The 18,025-nt window shown below is 60.2% G+C and carries 16 protein-coding genes and 2 tRNA genes; 7 read left to right on the top strand and 11 right to left on the bottom strand.

Translation table 11 applies throughout. The features are described from left to right. Positions 1-109: 109 nt before the first annotated feature. Positions 110-979 (top strand): tyrosine-type recombinase/integrase, encoded by an 870-nt coding sequence (locus tag ABFY71_RS17475; RefSeq protein WP_347947176.1) that lies wholly within the window; start codon positions 110-112, stop codon positions 977-979. 9 nt (positions 980-988) lie between these two features. Here ABFY71_RS17475 and ABFY71_RS17470 read toward each other — a convergent pair whose 3' ends face one another. Together ABFY71_RS17470 and ABFY71_RS17465 are read right to left on the bottom strand one after the other, a co-directional pair. Beyond that, positions 989-2,539 carry a Fic family protein gene (locus ABFY71_RS17470; protein ID WP_347947175.1) on the bottom strand — a complete coding sequence of 517 codons (1,551 nt, stop codon included), beginning with the start codon at positions 2,537-2,539 and terminating at the stop codon, positions 989-991. 247 nt (positions 2,540-2,786) lie between these two features. Beyond that, a tRNA-Pro gene (locus ABFY71_RS17465) sits at positions 2,787-2,863 on the bottom strand. 178 nt (positions 2,864-3,041) lie between these two features. On the opposite strand from ABFY71_RS17465, the gene ABFY71_RS17460 reads away from it, so the two are divergent. Together ABFY71_RS17460 and ABFY71_RS17455 are read left to right on the top strand one after the other, a co-directional pair. After that, a tRNA-Gln gene (locus tag ABFY71_RS17460) sits at positions 3,042-3,116 on the top strand. Between the two features lie 291 nt (positions 3,117-3,407). Next, positions 3,408-5,363, top strand: coding sequence for a site-specific integrase (locus ABFY71_RS17455; RefSeq protein ID WP_347947174.1), 1,956 nt, complete (start codon positions 3,408-3,410; stop codon positions 5,361-5,363). A 620-nt stretch (positions 5,364-5,983) separates the two neighbouring features. Here ABFY71_RS17455 and ABFY71_RS17450 read toward each other — a convergent pair. From ABFY71_RS17450 to ABFY71_RS17410, 9 genes are all read right to left on the bottom strand, one after another. Then, positions 5,984-6,148 carry a hypothetical protein gene (locus ABFY71_RS17450; RefSeq protein WP_347947173.1) on the bottom strand — a complete coding sequence of 55 codons (165 nt, stop codon included), beginning with the start codon at positions 6,146-6,148 and terminating at the stop codon, positions 5,984-5,986. Positions 6,149-6,341: 193 nt separating this feature from the next. Further along, positions 6,342-7,322 (bottom strand): ABC transporter substrate-binding protein, encoded by a 981-nt coding sequence (locus ABFY71_RS17445; RefSeq protein ID WP_305576656.1) that lies wholly within the window; start codon positions 7,320-7,322, stop codon positions 6,342-6,344. Between the two features lie 32 nt (positions 7,323-7,354). Further along, the gene (locus ABFY71_RS17440) at positions 7,355-8,134 is read right to left on the bottom strand and encodes an ABC transporter ATP-binding protein (RefSeq protein WP_305576654.1); all 780 of its coding nucleotides are present in this window, start codon (positions 8,132-8,134) and stop codon (positions 7,355-7,357) included. Further along, positions 8,131-8,889 carry an ABC transporter permease gene (locus tag ABFY71_RS17435; protein WP_347947172.1) on the bottom strand — a complete coding sequence of 253 codons (759 nt, stop codon included), beginning with the start codon at positions 8,887-8,889 and terminating at the stop codon, positions 8,131-8,133. Before ABFY71_RS17435 ends, ABFY71_RS17440 begins: the two co-directional genes overlap by 4 nt. Before the next feature lie 10 nt (positions 8,890-8,899). Beyond that, positions 8,900-9,961: an NAD-dependent epimerase/dehydratase family protein gene (locus tag ABFY71_RS17430; protein WP_305576650.1), complete on the bottom strand. Its 1,062-nt coding sequence runs from the start codon at positions 9,959-9,961 to the stop codon at positions 8,900-8,902. A 33-nt stretch (positions 9,962-9,994) separates the two neighbouring features. After that, a complete protein-coding gene (locus ABFY71_RS17425) occupies positions 9,995-11,095 on the bottom strand; it encodes a dihydrodipicolinate synthase family protein (RefSeq protein WP_305576648.1) in 1,101 nt (366 codons plus the stop codon). Between the two features lie 9 nt (positions 11,096-11,104). Further along, a complete protein-coding gene (locus ABFY71_RS17420) occupies positions 11,105-12,697 on the bottom strand; it encodes an acyl CoA:acetate/3-ketoacid CoA transferase (RefSeq protein ID WP_305576646.1) in 1,593 nt (530 codons plus the stop codon). Next, complete coding sequence (locus tag ABFY71_RS17415) at positions 12,694-13,449, bottom strand: enoyl-CoA hydratase/isomerase family protein (RefSeq protein WP_305576644.1); 756 nt, start codon at positions 13,447-13,449, stop codon at positions 12,694-12,696. Before ABFY71_RS17415 ends, ABFY71_RS17420 begins: the two co-directional genes overlap by 4 nt. Next, a complete protein-coding gene (locus tag ABFY71_RS17410) occupies positions 13,446-14,789 on the bottom strand; it encodes an FAD-dependent oxidoreductase (protein WP_305576642.1) in 1,344 nt (447 codons plus the stop codon). Before ABFY71_RS17410 ends, ABFY71_RS17415 begins: the two co-directional genes overlap by 4 nt. 124 nt (positions 14,790-14,913) lie before the next feature. Here ABFY71_RS17410 and ABFY71_RS17405 point away from each other — a divergent pair, with 124 nt between their 5' ends. The 4 genes from ABFY71_RS17405 to ABFY71_RS17390 all read left to right on the top strand — a co-directional run bounded on the left by ABFY71_RS17405 (position 14,914) and on the right by ABFY71_RS17390 (position 17,968). Then, positions 14,914-15,588 (top strand): GntR family transcriptional regulator, encoded by a 675-nt coding sequence (locus ABFY71_RS17405; RefSeq protein WP_347947171.1) that lies wholly within the window; start codon positions 14,914-14,916, stop codon positions 15,586-15,588. Positions 15,589-15,614: 26 nt separating this feature from the next. Then, positions 15,615-16,004, top strand: coding sequence for a hypothetical protein (locus ABFY71_RS17400; RefSeq protein ID WP_347947177.1), 390 nt, complete (start codon positions 15,615-15,617; stop codon positions 16,002-16,004). A gap of 33 nt (positions 16,005-16,037) precedes the next feature. Continuing rightward, positions 16,038-16,811, top strand: coding sequence for an acetoacetate decarboxylase family protein (locus ABFY71_RS17395; protein ID WP_347947170.1), 774 nt, complete (start codon positions 16,038-16,040; stop codon positions 16,809-16,811). Between the two features lie 113 nt (positions 16,812-16,924). Next, a complete protein-coding gene (locus ABFY71_RS17390) occupies positions 16,925-17,968 on the top strand; it encodes a rhamnose ABC transporter substrate-binding protein (RefSeq protein WP_347947169.1) in 1,044 nt (347 codons plus the stop codon). Positions 17,969-18,025: the final 57 nt, after the last annotated feature.

Raw genomic sequence — 18,025 nt, 5'->3', positions numbered from 1 at the left:
GCGGGTCACTTCTCAATGACAACCCCGGGTCAGTTCCAAGCGACAATCAACAATCTACGCACAGGACGTGGTGCCGGGGCACGCACGGCCTGGTGAGACTGCGTCCAAGTTGGCGCGGCTGGCGTCGTGGTGGGGCAGGCCGGTCTTCGCTGCCAGCGAGTCAAGGGCGAGGGGAGGGCGCGTAGCCTCGCTCACTGGCCATGTCAGCGATATCGACGCATCGACCTGTCAGTCCTATTTCGCGTTCGTCGGCGCGCCTCGGTCGGCCAGCCGTGATCTGGAGCTGCTGCGCGCCGCTTGTAACCACGCCAACGGTCAGAAGGCGCTCGACGGCGTCGTCAAGGTCTGGCTGCCCCCGAAGGCCCAGCCGCGGCAGCGGTGGTTGACCAGGTCCGAAGTCGCGCGTCTGCTCTGGACAGCCTGGCGCTCGAAGCGCAGCGTCAATGGCCGGTCGGGTGGCAGTGACGAGTGGCACACGCGGCGGCACCTGGCACGGTTCATCCTGCTGGCGACCTACACCGGCTCCCGCAAGCAGGATGTGCTCAGCGCCTGTTTCGAGCAGCGGCCGGACGGTGGATATATCGACCTCGATCGGGGGTTATGGATCCGTAGGCCGACCAGCAAGGTGGTGACCAAGAAGCGGCAGCCGGCGATCCCGCTGCCGACGCCTCTGCTCGCCCACATGAGACGCTGGCACAAGGCCGGGCAGACCTTCGCGGTGGAATTCAATGGTCGGCCCGTGCAGAACATTGGCAAGGCGTTCCGTGAACTGGTCACTGACAGCGGTCTGGGCAGTGACGTTGTTCCTCACGTCCTTCGCCACACCGGCGTAACCTGGGGCATGCAGAACGGAATGGATATCTGGGATGCGTCTGGTTATTTCGGTATGACGGTTCAGCTGTTGACCGATGTCTATGGCCATCACCATGCCGATCATCTTCGGGACGCTGCGGCCAGGATGGGACGTCGCCGGCAGTGAGCCAGAGGCTCAATGGGCGGCATCCTCGTAGCCTTTGAACTCCTCCGCCACGATCGTCTCGATGGCGGTCACTTCAGCGTCTGTCAGCTTTTCGAACTCGTTCTCGCGTCGGCGACGCCCGAGCTGATTGTTGTTCTGGCGGATGAACATGATAAGGCTCTGGGCGAGTCGGTCTGGCATCTCGACCTTGTTCATGATGCGCTGCAGGGCGGCGTCATGACGCTTCAGGTAGTCGATCTCACGTGGAAGGTCGTGCTCCACCGTGCGCTGGACACAGGCATAGAGAAACTCTGCTTCGGCCGTGCAATCGAAATACCGATAGAGGTCGGCGGTGTCGTTGGTAACCTCGACATTCTGGTCGGGGGTCACCCTCCAGTCGATGAACGGCATCAGAGGCGCCGAGTGGGCCTGCAGCGTGTCTCGGTAGTCGTCGATGCGGTCGAGCATCACCGAGGAGACGGGGAACACCATGCCGGGTGGCGTGAACTTGCGCTCGGCGAGGACATGATGGACCAGGCAGCGATGCAGCCTGCCGTTGCCGTCGGCGAGCGGGTGGATGTAGACGAAGCCAAAGGCGATGGCGGCGGCCTGTAGAACGGCGTCGAGGTCGGTCGGCCGCATCCGGTTGTTGCATTCATTGAGTGCCGTCATCAGTGCCGGCACGTCGGCCTGGCGCGCGCCGATGAACTCGGGGATCGGGTCGTTGGTGTGGTCGCGCTGACCCAGGAAGACGCCGGCCGTGCGATAGCCGATTTCGGTGAAGCGGTCGTCGCCGATAAGGATGGTGTGCAGCCGGTAGATTTCTGTCTGGTTGAGCGGTCGCTTGCCAGCTTCGAGAACGGCCCGGCCCCAGCGCTCGATACGGTTGTGCGGCGGCCGTTCACCTTCGATCTCGAAGCTGGCACGGCTGTCGGCGAGAAGCATGAAGCTCGCGGCGCGGGCAATGAGCTTGGCACCGGTCTTGACGATGGTGTCCTGCGCCTTCTGTGCGAGGTCGAGATCAATGTAGGCGAGCAGCTTCTCGCTCTTGCGGAAGATGGGACAGAACCCGGCAGTGCCGAGCAGATTGTCTCGAACGCGGTGCCGCTGCGATAGCCGTGGCTCGGACGTGAAATAGAGTTCCGGATCCAGGGCATCGACGGCGGCGACGTTCTGGGCATCATCGAGATAGAGCCTGCCGCCCGTGAGCAGTTCGTAGAAGAACCAAAGGCGACGGGTTACGGCGCCTGTCGGTGTCGCTTTTACGAACTCCTCTATGGTCCTGGCCGGCACCGCATCGAGCGCGCGCTTGAGGACCAGCAAGTCGATAACCTCGTGTCGTAGCGCAAAGGTGAGGTGGTCGGTCAGATTGCTGCCAGCTTTGTAGCGCTTGTCGAAGATGCGCCATACGCCGTCCATGCGTCGGCTGCCTCCGACGTGCTTTTCGGATATGCAGCTAGGCTCCCGCACGGGCGCCTGGAGGCCAAGGGCGTGCACGAGCGCGGCCCAGCCAGCGAGTTTGGTGCCGGCGGGAACGGGCTTGTCCTGGAAGTAGGCGACCTGGCTGACATCAAGCTGCATGTCGAAGATCTTTCGCGGTGATCGAATTACGAACCGGAGCGGCCGGAGATATCGAAAAACAATCTACACGCCACGAAGTCGAAAATCTATCGGCAATATCGAAAAGCTTCGCAAGACGCGGCATGAAGTCGAAAGTCAGGATCCAGCCGAACCGGCGGCCATGCTGACGAACGGACAAGAATTGCCCAACCCTGTCGGTAACCCTGTCGGTGTGAAAAAGCCCGACCTCGCAAGAGGCCGGGCTGATTGGTCGGAGTAGAGTGATTCGAACACTCGACCCCCTGCTCCCGAAGCAGGTGCGCTACCAGGCTGCGCTATACTCCGTCATTATCCGCGATATGGGCAGCTTGGCCTGATTGGCCGGCGCTGGGCCGCTGCGTCACGCGCGATGCCGGCGTTATAGCTTTGCTTGCTGTGCCGTTCAAGCTGCTGCAATCGGGTTTTTATCGGCGTCGAGACCATGTTGCGAAGCACTGGCAAACCGTGTACGAACCGCGCCAGTTGGGGCGTCGCCAAGTGGTAAGGCACCGGTTTTTGGTATCGGCATTCCCAGGTTCGAATCCTGGCGCCCCAGCCAGCTTCTACCTAAGTCATTGATAAAACTCGCTTTCGCCAGAGAACGGCGCCCGGCGAGTCGCAGCTGTATTACATGGGTGTGTTACGTGCTCCGGAGCATGTCGCATTGCCAGCCATTTCCCACTGTTTTCGACGCGACGCCGTTTACTACTGGCGACGCTGGACACCCGCTCCCCGGCGCATCCTTTTGCAGGTCAGTCTGGCCGTTAAGGATCCCCGAACCGCTCGCAGGCTATCGTCTGTTCTGACCGCCAGGAGCGAGGAGTTGTTCCCGCTTTGGTCAACCGGACATATGAACAAAAGTCAGCTGCTCAAATACCTGCATGACTGTCTGGCCAAAGGTCGGCCGCAGATCACGCGTGACGGGTTGCTCGACTTGGCCGAGGGGCTGGCATCGCGTGCCCTCGCCACCCGCGGATTGGCCGCCGAGCTGAGTAAGGGAGATCGAACCGGGCTCGATCGGCAATGGGGTCAACCGGGACTGGCGGACGACGTTGCTCGAGCAATGGCGCAAGCCAAGCGGCATCCCCCTGATCTTGAGACCTTCATCGACCAGTCCATCACGGCATCCCTATCATTTGATAACGAGCCGACTGGTGGTGATGCGGAGCAGGCGGCTAAGGTGCGTCTGCTCGCTGCAGCCTCTTTGGCCTTCCAGGCTGCCAAAAACCTGAGCGTCAGTGACCTGGGTGTCGACCAGTTTGTCGCTGAAATTGGCAGTGGGCAGGGTTTGCCCGACAGCGCCGACAGTCGGGAACCTTTGACTTCCTGGCTCGAACGCACGATCAAGTATCTCCTGGACTACAATCCCTATGCTCATGAAGGGCGCGAGGACCTCCTCGAGCTCGATTCCATTCTTGACGACGTGCAGCCGACATTGCTGGCGGACTGGATAAGGCGAGGAGGGCCGCGTGCGGGGTCCGCTGAAACGGATCACGAGTATCTCGAGCGCCAAGCCGAGGTGCTACGCCAGATCACGGACGATTTGCCCGAGCGAATTGAGGCATTTCGGCAAGGCGCCGAACCTCGAACTTCGTCCAAACAGGCAGAAGTGCCTTTAGTTGCCACCTCCACGCCCGTAGCCGAGATGCTATCAGCCAAGAGCGCATCCATCGCAGCTGTGGCTGAGAAACTGGTCATCAAACAGCAGCAGCGCAAAAAATGGGATGAAAAAACTGCCAAGCAGGCGCGGTGGACGTATTTTATCTTTCCCAAGTTGATGCTCGATGAACACGGCATTACGACGTTCTCAGAGCTTCGGCAAAGCCATGTCGAGCACTTTGACGACTTCCTTTTGGCCATCTATCCTTCCTTCGGACGAGGCGGGCGAGACCGGAGCAAGTCTATCGCCGAAGTGAGGGCCCTGTCCAAGAGCAAGGCTGCTGCTGGTCTGAACATCGTCACGCGGTCACGACACATGAGATTCCTCTCGGCACTTTTTGAGGCAGCCAGAGCCTCCGAGGACCTCGACCCCAGACTCAACCCCGCCGCCTATACTGGAAAAAGCCCAGTACGGCCGCGTGACGAACGCGCCACCCCCAAATCCGATACCATGGAGATTTTCTTTCACGCGCCGGTCTTTGTTGGCTGCAAGAGCTTTGAAAAGCTGGACGAGCCGGGACCGCATGTCTTCCATCGAGCCGCCTATTTCGCGCCGATGCTGGCGCACTACCAAGGCATGCGACGAGAGGAATACTGTGGCTTAGATGTCGAAGATATTATCGTCGGTAACGGCAATCACCCCTATATCCATGTCTGCTTCAACCAGTTCCGCCGGCTCAAGAACGCTCAGTCGGTTCGCAACCTCTCGCTGCATCCCGAACTCATCAGGTTGGGCTTTCTCGACTACATCGAGCGGCTCAGGGCACTGGGCATAGAGCGGGCTTTTCCCGATCTTTACAGCCCCTCCAGCAGGTCCCCGCTGGGCGATCGCCTATACGATGAGCTCGACCCAATCCGAAAACGTCTGGGCATTACGCTGCACCAGTTTCGGCACTTTTTTAACAATGAACTCAAGCAGAAGCGTGTCTCCCACGAATTCAGGGAAGACATGATGGGGCACCGCGGCCGCTCCGAAACCACGGAGAGATATTGCGACCCGGTCATGATCGAGTTGCAGCGGGAGGACCTCGCAAAAATTGAGGTGCGCACAGGCCACCTTCAGCCACGGCCGATCCAACTCATTCCGTGGGTCGAGGCTAAGCTGACGCCGCCCTGGGCCCGTCCGGATCGGGCCAAACCGCGCTGACCGGAGGCCGAGGCGCTAAGGGGCCATGCATCGTCTTTGGTTCGAGCGATCGCAACACGTGGAGCCGGCTCCTCGTCGTGCAACAACATTCGATGGCTCGATTGGCTGGTCCTATCTGGATCTGAACTGTTCTTTCTCAGGATTGAGTGTCGCCCGTCAGTCCGGCCACCGCATCCCTTCTCAAATGCCGCTGACTTTGCCTCCGACCCGCTAGTGCTGGGCCTGTGAAACCAAAACTGCGATCGCTGCGCTGCGCACAATTAGAGAAGGGAGCCTGGCGGTTAGAGAAGGGAGCCTGGCGGTGGCCCTGACCCAGAAGTAGGCCGCTGACGCCTGCGGCGTTGCCCCGCGCCGATAGCACGGGGGTGTGATGATAGGCGGCCTGTTTCTGCGTCAACCTCGGGCTCGATGGTCTGAAGCTGGACAATGAACTGCGCACGGTCCGTCCGACGAACCCCCTTTTCTTTCGTCTCCTGTTCTTTTGTCCCGGAAATGGACGCCCCTTGGCGGCCACTTGGCGGATGGTTACCCCAAGGCCCCGCTTGGGGCTTAGCGGAGTAACCCGCTGTCGGCATGGTTGGACCTCGGAGGGTCCACGCCATGCTTCACTTTTCTTTCGACTAGGCGCGGCTTGCCGGCAGGCGCATCTTGGGACCGAACTTGGGGGCTTTCATCAGCAGCCGGCGCCCGAGCCAGGGATAAAGCGCCGCGATCATCCCGGCATGCAGGCGGAGCGGGGGCCGCACCTTGTCGGTGCTGGTGAGCAGGTCATTGAGCCGCGCCATGGTGGCGGGATCGTCCCGCCGCCTTGATCGCGGGCAGGGTGCTGAACACCATCAGCACCAGCGGCGCCCAACTGTGTGTGAAAGTGTTGGCGATTTCGTATTTGAGCTGAGCTACTCAGGGTTATGAAGTGATTTTGCCTGCTATTGGGGCAGCGGGCGTCATTGAACGCCCGCTGCCAAATTGCATTGCCCTTTAATCGGGATAGGTTATTGCGGTGTCGATGAAGTCGTTGGTAAAGGCCGTGGCCGGATCGTATGCGGTGATTTCGAAGGCACCGGCCACCATCTCATAGTCGGATGCGACTCGAATCGGATCAAAGGCACCGATCGGCAGGGTATTTCCTTGGCCCGGGATCACCTTGGACGCATATTCAAGTTCGAGTGCCGCGTCTTCGGCCTTCATGCTGACAGCACTGGAGAGCGCTTGGGAACACGGTTGGGGCGTGGTCAAGCAGAACTCAAAGGCCTTTTGCGTTACATGCACCATGGCGCGCTTGAGGTCGGTTTTGTCCTCGGCGGCGGCGCGGTTGACAAAATAGGTCAATCCATAAGGGTTGAGACCGTGGTCGCGCAGCAGAGCAAAGCCCAAGTCGTCACCGAAAACATTCTCGTAAATGAAGTGCACGCTATACATGTGCGTGGTTGCGTCGATGGCGCCAGACTGCAGCGCTGCCACCTTGGCGGTAGGCTGAATATTCACCCATTCCACAGAGCTGGGATCGAGATCCATGGCTTCGGCGATCGGCCCCCAGAACTGGCGGGCAGCATCTGACGCGGGGGCGCCAATCTTACGGCCGGGCAGGTCCGCTACGGTGTCGATGCCGGAACTCTTCTTCCAGTAAATTCCGTTGGCCGAGTCGTTATAGGCAACGAAGACCCCCATAATGTCGCTACCCTCCCCCCGGAACTGCAGCGCGGTCGGCATGTCGATAATGGCCATGTCGACCTGGTTCACACTGAGAGCGGTCGCTGCGGCACCGGAGCCATTCCCCTGGATGATCTCTAGGTCGACGCCGGCTTCGGCGTACCAACCCTGCTCCAGCGCATAATAGAGTGGGGCGTGATCACCGCCTGCCTTCCAGTTGAGCATCAGTGACAGTTTTTCCTGCCCGAGACTTGGGGCCGTCATTAGGGCAAGTAAGGCGATCGAGGTCGTTAGGTGTTTGCAGTTCATGGTGTCCTCCCTATTGGACTGCGCCCGGCTGGTTAATCCATGCCGAGCAAGGCGTAGATTTGCTTCGTGTATTGACCGAACTGCTCGCTGGTTTTGACCGACAACGTGCGGGGTTCGGGGAGATTGACATCAAAATGAGCGGCCATCCGCGCGGGACCAGCGGTCAGCACGGCCACTTTCGACCCCAAGAACACGGCCTCCTGAATGCCATGGGTCACGAACAGGATGGTCTTGCCGCTTTCTTTCCAGATGCGCATGAGTTCGAGGTTCATACGTTCACGGGTCAACGCATCCAGGGCGCCGAACGGTTCATCCATTAGGATGAGCTTGGGGTCATGCACCAGTGAACGAGCGATCGATGCACGTTGCTGCATGCCGCCCGACAGCTGAGAAGGATAGGCATCGGCGAAGTTGGCGATTCCAACCATCTCGATCAGATCGCGAGCGCGTTCTCGGCTGGCCGCCATCGGCAAGCCAAGGATTTCGGCCGGCAACAAGATGTTGTCCAGAATAGTCCGCCACTTTAGCAAGAGCGCCTGCTGGAACACCATGCCGATGTCCCGGCCCGGGGTGAACGGAGAGACTTCGTTGCCGATTTGCACGGTGCCACTGTCATGATTATGAAGGCCCGCCAGCACCTTGAGCAAAGTGGATTTCCCGCAGCCCGATGGCCCCACGAGCGCCACGAGTTGTCCTTCTTCGATATCCATGGTGACGTCGGATACGGCTAAGAACTCCTTGCCACCAAATCGATAGGTCTTGCTAACGCCCTCAAGCCGGATGAAGGGCTGCTTTGCAGCTGGACTGGTCATGGGGAGATTCCCTTGCGGGTAACAAACACGTATTCGAGCGCGGCGACGGTGCCATAGAGCAACACGCCAAGCCCCGTGATTAGCAACAGCGCCATCATCATCGCCGAGGTGTTGAGCGCGTTCTGCTGCACCAACAGAAAATAGCCAAGGCCACTGTCAGAGGCGATAAACTCACCCACTACCGCTCCCGCTACCGCCAGAACCGCTGCCACTTTCATGCCCGAGAACAAGAAAGGCAGCGAGCCGGGCAACTGGATTTTGGTGAATATTTGCCAGCGATTGCCCTTGAGTGATTTAACTAGGTCGAGCAACTCGGGCTCGACCTCGACCAGTCCCCGATAGGTGGTTAGTACGATCGGAAAGAAGCAGATGGTAAAGGCGATCAGCATATTGGGGAAAACACCGTAGCTGAACCAGATGATGAACAGCGGCGCCATGGCCACTTTGGGCACCATGTTGAGCGTAATCAGCAGCGGCATCAGCGCGGCATTTAGCGCCGGTATCCAGACGAACAGCACCGCCAGAGCAACGCCCACGACCACGGCAATGCCATAGCCGCCGAAGATCTCCAGCGCCGTGATCCAGGTGTGGCGCAGCCAGTTGTAGGACGGCTCGCCCAACGCCAGAAAGGTATCGATCGGGCCCGGCAATATATAGGTCGGTACCTTGCCGAAGCTCACGGCCAACTGCCAGAACACCAGGAAGCCGACATGGGCGAGCACCGCATAAAGATGGCCGCGTACGAAGCTGGGCATTTACGCTCTCCTAGAACTCGCCCGAGCGAACTTCGAACTTGGACGGCTTGCCATGGGTCGGCTTGCCGGACTTGACCCATTCGGCGACCCAACGGATCATCGGGTCGATCGACACCACCGGATTGCCAAAAATGCCGTTGGCCTTGTCGCAGTTGACCAGCAGGCAACTGTCGGCTTCCTCATTGACGAATTTCGGCTCGATGCCGAAGGCCTGGCCGAACCGATTAGCAAGGTAGCGAATGCTCAGAGCCTCAGGGCCGCCGACATTGATCGGCGTGGCCGGGCTTTCGCACTGGCCGAGCATGCGCAGGAACTGCGAATTGGCATCGCCCTGCCACATGATGTTGACGTGACTGGTGGCTAGGGGCACGGGCTGGCCGGCGAGCACCCAGCTGGCCACTTCTTGCATCACGCCGTAGCGCGGATCGATGGCATAGACGAAGCGCATGATGCGGCCCGGTGTGCCGTATTTTTTGGAGTAATGTTCAAAGGTGCGCTCCCGGCCAACCACAGAGTTGGCATATTCGCCGGGACGGGCCATCGGCAAAGTGCGCTCGGTCACTCCGCCATGCAGCGGATTGGACCATGGATAGACGTGAATGGTCGAAAACGAGACGATGCGGGAGTTGCGGAACGCTTCGGCGGTGATCTGAGGCGCGATGGTATTCATGGCCCAGAGGAAGTCCTCGCGACCGCGATAGTCAAACTTGAGTCCGGCCATGTAAATGACGTTGGCTACCTTGGGGAGGGCATTGACGGCATCGCGATCGAGCAGATCGCAGGCGATCGTCTCTATGCCCCAGCCATTGAGCCGCTCCTGCAGTCCCTCCTCGGAGAAGCGTGACACGCCGATGACCCGCTTTTGCGGGGCGGCCTTTTTGGCCATTCGGGCCATGGTGACGCCGATCTTGCCGCCAACGCCCAGGATCATGATATCCCCGTCCAGGGTGTTGAGATCGTCCACTACACCCTGCGTTGGAACCGACATGAAGTCTTCCAGATGGTCGACGTCCACGAAGTGGTCCGGCAAGTTGGAGGCGGTAAGGATTTGGGGCACAGTGGGGCGAGTCATGTCAGTTTCCTTGAGTTTTCTGAGAGCACTGAGTCAGGCAACAAGCGGTCGGTCCTTGCCGCGTTCGGAGAGCCAGCGTTCGAGATTTGCCGTGACGAAACTATCGTCGTTCATTTCGGGATATTGGGTGTGGACCCGGTCGATGGCCGCTGCCTGACCAGGGCTGAGAACCTCGTCGGGGTCGAGGCACCAGGTGCCTTCGAGCAGCCCTTGTCGGCGCAGCACTTCGAGACACCCCGGAATGCAGCCCTTGAGATTGTTGTGCGCATCATAGATCGCGCCATTGCAGTCGGTAACGATGGAATCGAGCGCCAGAATGTCCTCCGGCACGTCAGCGCCATCGGGCAGCGCATGAATGCGGTCGAGCATGGCCACGGCGGGACGCACCCAGACGCTCCAGTGGCCGAGCAATCCGCCGCGAATGCGGGCGCGCTGTTCCGATTTCCCGTCGGCAGAGCGCACTACAAAAGGCACCACGAGATCAAGGCCAATATGGTCGTCATTGCCGGTGTAGAGGGTGATGCGATCCTGCGCACCGGCGTCATATACCGCACGGACGATGTCAATGGTGCGGTAGCGATCGAATGGCGCCATCTTGATGGCCACCACATTGTCAAGCTGGGCGAAGCGCAGCCAGAAGTCATAGCTGAGATGGAAGCCGCCCACCGCCGGCAGTAGCGCAAAGCCGATAACCGGCATTTCGGTGGCGACGCGCCGGCAATGCTCGAGAATATCGTCCTCGCTGGAACCCCTGAGCCGGGCCAGATTGAGCAGGACCGCGTGATAGCCGAGACCACGCGCCGTCTCGGTTTCCGCAACGGCTTGGGCTGTGTTTCCGGTGACACCTGCGATCAGCAGTTTTTCCGCCCCACCCCAGTCCCGCATGGTCTGTGCGGCCAGGGCCAGCACCGGCTCATAGAGACCGACCTCGCGGATTGCGAACTGGGTAGTGTGCACGCCAATGGCCAGCCCACCTGCACCAGCGTCTGCATAATAGCGGGTCACAGCGCGCTGGCGCGTGCGATCCAGCTGGCGGCTATTATCGAGGACCAGCGGATGTGCCGGCAGCACACAGCCTTGACGCAGGGCGGTGAGGACGGTTGCAGGCAATTCCTGGACGTATCTGAAACTCATCATAGGCTCCTAAACGGCTAGTTTGTCGGTCGGCGCCGCAGAAGAAAAATGGGCGACATCCATGCGCGCAAGCGGCTCGGCGATGCGAGCAGGAGCGAACTGCATCTGCTCCAGAACGTCCTTGCGGACATCGATACCCGGCGCAATTTCGGTGAGCACTAGCCCTTCGGCGGCGGTGACTTCAAACACGGCGCGCTCGGTCACCAACATTGCGGTTTGCCCGCGATCACGCACCCCGGCGCGCACGTCATAGGTAATCGAGTCAACGCGCTCGACAAATTTACGCACCTTGCCTTCTGTGCGGACATTCAGGCCGTGCCCGCCGAAACCGGCGTCGAGACCATTGGTAGTGAAGGTGCCGGCAAACACCAGACGTTCGGCGTTGTGGGCAATGTCCATGAAGCCGCCTGCGCCCGGATTTGCCGCGCCGAAACGCGAGACGTTCACCACGCCCTGCGCATCGAATTGCGCGAAGGACAGGGCAGCGAATTTGCATAACCCGCCATCGATAATGTCGAACTGGGATAGCCCATCGACGATGGCGTCGGGATTGATATTGGCGGAAAACTGCCAGCCCGGCATGACGATGCCGCCATAGGCTCCGTGCTCGGTAGTCGAAGGGTAGCGCGCCAGTGCCCCATTGTCGAACAGCCCCTGCTCGGCCATCACCAGAGGTACGTCGGTGGCCGCGCCAAAGCCGTAGATCGCCAGTTCGTCCTGCCGCACTTCCCGCGCCACCCGGCGAGCGATGATTTTGTCCAGCGACATGGGCACGCGCGGCAGATCGGCTAGATCCATTCGCCGGCCGGAGAAATAGGCGGTCTCGTAATCCGTATCGGTAGTCATCATCATCTGTGAATCGACCACGATGCTGTCGACGAACAGGCCCGGGACGCGAACTTGCGAGGCCGGACGAGCGTCCACGATACGGCGCACCTGCGCAATCACCCGTCCACCACAAGATTTTGCGGCAATTGCAAGCGCCAGATTGGCGGTGGTCAGTGGTTCATCCTCCCACGACAGATTGCCTTGTTCATCCGCACTCGACGCCCGTATAATGGCCACATCGATAGGCCAGCTTGGATAGAATAAATAGTCGCGGCCCTCGAACTGGATTAGCTTGATCAAATCATCCTGAGCCTTGGCGGTGAACTTGCCGCCGCCCTGGCGCGGATCGGCATAGGACCGCAGCCCCACCTCGGTGAGATAGCCCGGACTCTTGCGCGCCACTTCGCGCAGCCAGTGCATCGACGCGCCGATGGGCCAGGAATAGGCCTCGACGCGGTTTTCCCGAATGAGCCGCATCAATTCGGGTCGCTTGCCGGTAGCAGGATTAACGGGATTGATGAACGAGCCCGACACGATGCGCTTCATCAGGCCCTCACGGGCGACATGATCCATGCCCTTGATGCCCATGGCGTCGCCAACGCCGCAGGGAAAATAGAATGTCAGATCACGGGGACCATCCGTCTCGACAAAGCGCTCGCCGAGCGCCAAGAGCACCGCGTCGGGCGTAACCCAGCCAATGACCCCAGAACTGGCAACGGTGGCGCCATCGGGAATCGAGGCAACGGCGTCGCGCGCGGAAACAATTTTACTCATGATCGACCTGAAAATCTTGCCAAGACGGTCTGTGCAGCGACTGACTCGACGTCTTGCTTGAAGTGGTCCGATGCGGTGGCATCGAGTTGTTCGGCGTCCGGCCGCAGCCGGGCAAAATAGCGTTTGGTGGAAATCATGGCTTCAGGCGGGCGCTCGGCGAGACGCAAGGCCACGATCGTGGCCGTGGCAACCGCAGCTGCCGGTTCACTCACCTGATCGGCGAGGCCCAGGCGATGCGCCTCGGCTCCGTTGCAATCAAAGGCTCCCCAAACCAGCGCCCGCGCCCGCACCAGTCCTACCCGCGACACCAACGCTTCCAGTCCCCAGGGCGGCAACCAGCCATTTTGCGCTTCGGGTAAGGCCCAACGCGCATCACTGGCAGTGACCACCAGATCGCAGCTCAGAGCCAGAATGGCGCCGCCGCCCAGAGCATAGCCCTCGACCGCCGCAATCACTGGCACATCAAGCTGCGCTATGGAGCGTGCCACCGCGGCCGTCGCTGCCTCATGTTCGGCCATTGCCACCGGCGAAAGACCGGCGAGTTCCTTGAGGTCACTGCCGGCGCAAAAGGCCGGCGTAGCGCCGGTCAGTAAGACTGCGCGAATGGCCGAATCGGCCACGGCGTCGGTCAGTGCTGCCGACAATTGCGTCATAGTTGCCGTACCCAGCGCGTTGCGGCGCTGCGGCCGGTTGAGCGTGATCACGCGGCAGGCGCCATGGTCGGCCAGCAGGAGATGGGAATCAAGGCTCATGCGTCGAGCCTCGCGCCGTCGCGGTTCAGCAGCAGGCGCAGATCACGCCCGTCAATATCACGCGGCGCCATATTCTCACGAACCGCCAGCGCGGCGGCCAGACCGATGGCGTGACCATAGCCAAAGCACTGCGCCGTGACCCGCGCGGAAGCGACCGCCTCATGTTCGGCAGAGAGACATCGACCGGCAACAAGTAGGTTTTCGCCACGGGTCGGGACGAAGCAACCATACGGCACTTCATATACATCATCGAACAGCCATTCGACACGAGGAGAGCTGCCCGAGTGCAATTCGATTGGCCAGGGCGAGCGGACGATGCCATCGGCGAATTTGCGCCCGGCAAGAATGTCGCCATTGAGCAGCTTATGGGTCCCTTCAACCTGGCGGGTCTGTCGCACGCCAACCTGCACGCCGGTATCATTGACGAAGGCTGTTTCGCAGCCCGCCAGATGGGCTTTGAAAAAGCGCGCGTACTCGCGAGTCTGCCGACGTCCTTCGGACTCGGCTTCTGTGAAATCAGCATAGCGCAGCGGATTGAGCTCACGCCCATCGGCACCGGTGATACGGGTGCAATTGCACAGCAGCTCACCGGGGCGCGTGGTCGCAAACAGCCAGATCTTGGCTCTGGGCAAGCGGTGCGTGCCCGCAGCATTGGCCTCGGCAATTAGGGCGCTGATGCTCGGCGGCATGATGGTGTCATCACCATAGGCTGCCTGAAAGCGTTCTACATCGACCCCACCCAGACGGAAGATCATGGTTGGGTTCTGCACCCGACCATTCTCGCCGATAAAACTAGGCAGGCCAGCCATGGCCACGACGTCAGCATCGCCAGACGCATCGATTGTGATCCGGGCGCGGATATCGAGCGCCCCCTGCTTGGACCAGGCCATGACGCCGGCGACAGCATCATCGCCATCGAGCAACACCTCTGTGGCAACCGCATGATAGATCACCGTCACGCCGGCATCGGCGAGCAAGGCATCGGCAGTTTCCCGCCAGATCAGCGGGTCGTGGACCCGAGTGAAGGTCTTGCCGTAACGCACTGGATCGGCAAGCCCGCCACGCGCCGACAGCTTACTGATGAACTCATCGGCGAAGCCAAACACCACCTGCTCTGGTTTGCGGGCAATGTCGCTGGCAGCATAGAGCCCGCACACGGTGCCGGACAGCCCTGCAACCGCACCGCCGCCGCAAAAGCCATACCGCTCAAGCAGGATCACCGACAGACCGCCGCGTGCTGCCGTCACCGCTGCGGCTACACCGGCCGCGCCACCACCAACGATCAAGACGTCAGTGGTCAACCGGGTTACAGCGCGCTTATCGATGGCCTCCAACCGCATGCCTAGTCTCCTTAGAGTTCTCATATACAGTTGATATGTCAGACGTTGACGACATGCCTACCAATTGTCGCCGAACGAGTCAAACGCTATGGTGCCCTTCAAATCAACAATGCGGAGCGCAGACATGTCCGATACCAACATCCCAGTAGCAGGGCCGGAACTGATCTCCGAAGTCGCCTATTCGGCGATCCAAAATCTGATTGTTACTGGCCGTCTCCGTCCCGGCTCGATGATATCGGAGAACGATCTGCGCGAAGAACTGAACTGCGGTCGCACCCCGATCCGCGAAGCACTGCAGCGCCTCAAACTGGAAGGGTTTGTCGAAATCCATCCGCGCCGGGGGGCCTTGGTGACAACCATCGACATTCGCCAGCAGCTCGAACTGCTTGAAGTGCGCCGACCTTTGGAAAACCTCATGGTGCGCCTGGCGGCACGGCGGGCCACGCCCGACGAGGGACAGTCCATGCGTCAACTCGCCGATGAAATGGACGCTGCGGTGCAGCGGGACGACCGCGACAAGTATCTCGGCATCAATCGCGCGATCCATGAGATCGAGGCCCAAGCTACCAAAAATGTTATGCTGATCAAGATGATCCGCCAAGTGCATACGATGTCGAGGCGCTTCTGGTATTCCTTTATTACTGCCTCAGACAACTTTGCCGATGCCGCCGTGTTGCACTGCCATGTCCTGCGGGCAATCGCTTCCGGCGACGGCGAAGTTGCCGCTGAAAACGCTCAATTGCTTATGGACTATCTCGAGCGCGTGACCCGCGAGACCATCGAACGATCGTTTGATTAGCTAAGGCACCTTATCGCGTTCCAGGCATTCGCGCGGCGAGGTGGTCGCTCACCGAAATCGTCGAACTTAGCGCCTCGAGGAGCCACATGACGCTGTTTGTTACGAGCTGTGGCTCCGTCGTTGGCTCGGCTATCTCCTCGGTCACCAGGGTCTGCGCCAATCCCGACAACTTTCGGCGGATGGGAGACGACATCGAGGTCAGAGCTGGGCGAATTCTGGAAGGCGCGGCAAATCTTGACGATGGAGGTGCCGAAATCTTCGGGCTCATTCAGGCTAATGCAGCAGGCGTGCTGACTAGGTCTGAAGCGCTGGGACACCGCGAGTTCATTTTGGGAGGCGAGGCTGCCAGAGACGCCGGCGCGGTCCGCAAGCAGCCGTCGACAGCAGATTCTGCTTGCGGCGACATCCAAATCTGATAATTGGTAAGGCCAATTTCATGGGAGGATGAGATGACGGTGAAGAATGGCGTCAAGCGACCGACGGTGGACGCGATCCGTCAGGGTGGCTTTTCCACACCTTGGGACGCACCCATGGTGCCGCCGTTTCCCTTCGAAATGCGCAATGTGGAAGTCCTGACGGTCTTTTACCGCACCGATCCCGCGATGACGGCGTTCCTGGCGCCTCCGCCGCTAACGGTTGCTGGCGATGTTGTCGCTATCCACATCTACAAGATGAACGACACCGATTGGGTTGGTCCCTATGGCGAGGCCAATGTGATGTTCGGCGCGAACCTTGGCGAAACACAGGGGGCCTATTCGCCCTATCTTTTCTTGAGCTCCGACGTTGGCGTGGCGCATGGACGGGAAACCCATGGGCAGCCCAAAAAGGGCGGCAATCCCAATATCGAGATGCGTGGCGATCTGATTGTGGGCACTGTCGAGCGCAATGGCATCGACGTGATTACCGCGACCATGGCCTACAAGCAGCACCGCGCCGACCCGGCCGAGATGCGCGCCCATTTCGACTTCACAACCAATCTGAACCTCAAGGCCATCGATCATATCGATGGCAGGGCCGCGATTCGGCAACTGACGTCGCGGCGCCTTACAAACATCAATGTGCACGAGTGCTGGAGTGGTCCCTGCACGGTCGAGCTGCGCCCCAATGCGCAGGCGCCGGTCTATCGCCTGCCGGTTCTGGAGGCGCTGACCGGCTTCTATTGGCGTGCCGATTTCACGCTGGTCGCGGGCCAGATCATTCACGACTACTTGGCGGAGGATTAATCCCGCCAACATCAGAAACGGCCCGATAGAGCAAATCTGCGGGACGGTTAGGCTGGGCGCGATCGGTGCCCGGACTTCAACACATCAAGGGAGAGAGAACGATGAATCATTTGATGAAGACGAGTTTTGCGGCGATCCTAGCCACGGGTATCGGTATTGGCATGGCTGCACCAACCTGGGCGCAGACCATTGTGGCCGAGAAGGGCGAGGAGGCTGATCTGGTCCTTCTGCCGAAATTCCTCGGCATTCTGGTGTTTGACCAGGCTAATGAAGGCGCGCAGGAGGCTCACAAGGAGCTCGAGAATCCAGGCGAGCTGCTGTTCCAGGGGCCAACCCCGGAAAACTCTGTTGCCGGCCAGATCGAGATCATCACCACCGCCGCGACCCAAGGTCGCGCTGGCGTGATGCTGTCCAACAATGCCGGTGACCAGATCGTTCCTGCCGCCACGGCGCTGCAGGCCGCTGGTGGCAAGATTGTCACCTGGGACAGCCCAATCCCCTCGGGCGAAGCTGAAAGCGTCTTCGTTTCGCAGGTGGATTTCGGCTCCATCGGCGGTGTGATGGCCGACATGGCGCTATCGATCCTGGGTGCTGACGGTGGTCAGATGGCCGTGCTGTCGGCCACGCCCGATGCGTCCAATCAGAACGCATGGATCGCCGCGATGAAGACTGCACTCGAAGATCCGAAATATGCCGGAATTGAGCTGGTAGACGTGGTCTACGGCGATGATCAATCGGAGGTCTCGTACAACCGTGCTCTTGCGCTGGTCGACAAGTATCCGGACCTAGGCCTGATCATGTCGCCTACCACCGTTGGCATCCAGGCCGCCGCCAAGGCGATGCAGGATGAAGGCAAGTGCGACACCGTCAAGGTTTCCGGCCTCGGCCTGCCGTCGGAAATGGTCAGCTACACCATGAACGGCTGTGCCCCGGAGTTCACGCTCTGGGACTTCCGCGACCTCGGTTATCTGACCTACTACACCACCTACATGCTGGCGACTGGACAGCTGCAAGGTGAAGTTGGCGAGACCTTCACCGCCGGCCGTATGGGCGATTACACCATCGAAGCCGATGAGAGCCGCCCCAACGCCAAGCGCATCCTGATGGGGCCGTTCACGGTCTACAATAAGGATAATGTTGAAGCTGCTTCTAAGTAAGCCTTTCGGTCGGCCGCAGCACAGCTACGGCTGGCCATTCACACGTTTAAAAAGCTC

Source organism: Devosia alba, from assembly GCF_039938915.1.
Classification (GTDB): Bacteria; Pseudomonadota; Alphaproteobacteria; order Rhizobiales; family Devosiaceae; genus Devosia; species Devosia alba.
Note: the sequence above shows the minus strand (reverse complement) of the source record. Positions and strands in the feature narration are given on the sequence as shown.

Coding starts and splice junctions, on each gene's coding strand:
- ABFY71_RS17470 (WP_347947175.1), bottom strand. CDS start 2,539: ATGCAGCTTGATGTCAGCCAGGTCGCCTACTTCCAGGACAAGCCCGTT.
- ABFY71_RS17455 (WP_347947174.1), top strand. CDS start 3,408: ATGAACAAAAGTCAGCTGCTCAAATACCTGCATGACTGTCTGGCCAAA.
- ABFY71_RS17450 (WP_347947173.1), bottom strand. CDS start 6,148: ATGGCGCGGCTCAATGACCTGCTCACCAGCACCGACAAGGTGCGGCCC.
- ABFY71_RS17445 (WP_305576656.1), bottom strand. CDS start 7,322: ATGAACTGCAAACACCTAACGACCTCGATCGCCTTACTTGCCCTAATG.
- ABFY71_RS17440 (WP_305576654.1), bottom strand. CDS start 8,134: ATGACCAGTCCAGCTGCAAAGCAGCCCTTCATCCGGCTTGAGGGCGTT.
- ABFY71_RS17435 (WP_347947172.1), bottom strand. CDS start 8,889: ATGCCCAGCTTCGTACGCGGCCATCTTTATGCGGTGCTCGCCCATGTC.
- ABFY71_RS17430 (WP_305576650.1), bottom strand. CDS start 9,961: ATGACTCGCCCCACTGTGCCCCAAATCCTTACCGCCTCCAACTTGCCG.
- ABFY71_RS17425 (WP_305576648.1), bottom strand. CDS start 11,095: ATGAGTTTCAGATACGTCCAGGAATTGCCTGCAACCGTCCTCACCGCC.
- ABFY71_RS17420 (WP_305576646.1), bottom strand. CDS start 12,697: ATGAGTAAAATTGTTTCCGCGCGCGACGCCGTTGCCTCGATTCCCGAT.
- ABFY71_RS17415 (WP_305576644.1), bottom strand. CDS start 13,449: ATGAGCCTTGATTCCCATCTCCTGCTGGCCGACCATGGCGCCTGCCGC.
- ABFY71_RS17410 (WP_305576642.1), bottom strand. CDS start 14,789: ATGCGGTTGGAGGCCATCGATAAGCGCGCTGTAACCCGGTTGACCACT.
- ABFY71_RS17405 (WP_347947171.1), top strand. CDS start 14,914: ATGTCCGATACCAACATCCCAGTAGCAGGGCCGGAACTGATCTCCGAA.
- ABFY71_RS17395 (WP_347947170.1), top strand. CDS start 16,038: ATGACGGTGAAGAATGGCGTCAAGCGACCGACGGTGGACGCGATCCGT.
- ABFY71_RS17390 (WP_347947169.1), top strand. CDS start 16,925: ATGAAGACGAGTTTTGCGGCGATCCTAGCCACGGGTATCGGTATTGGC.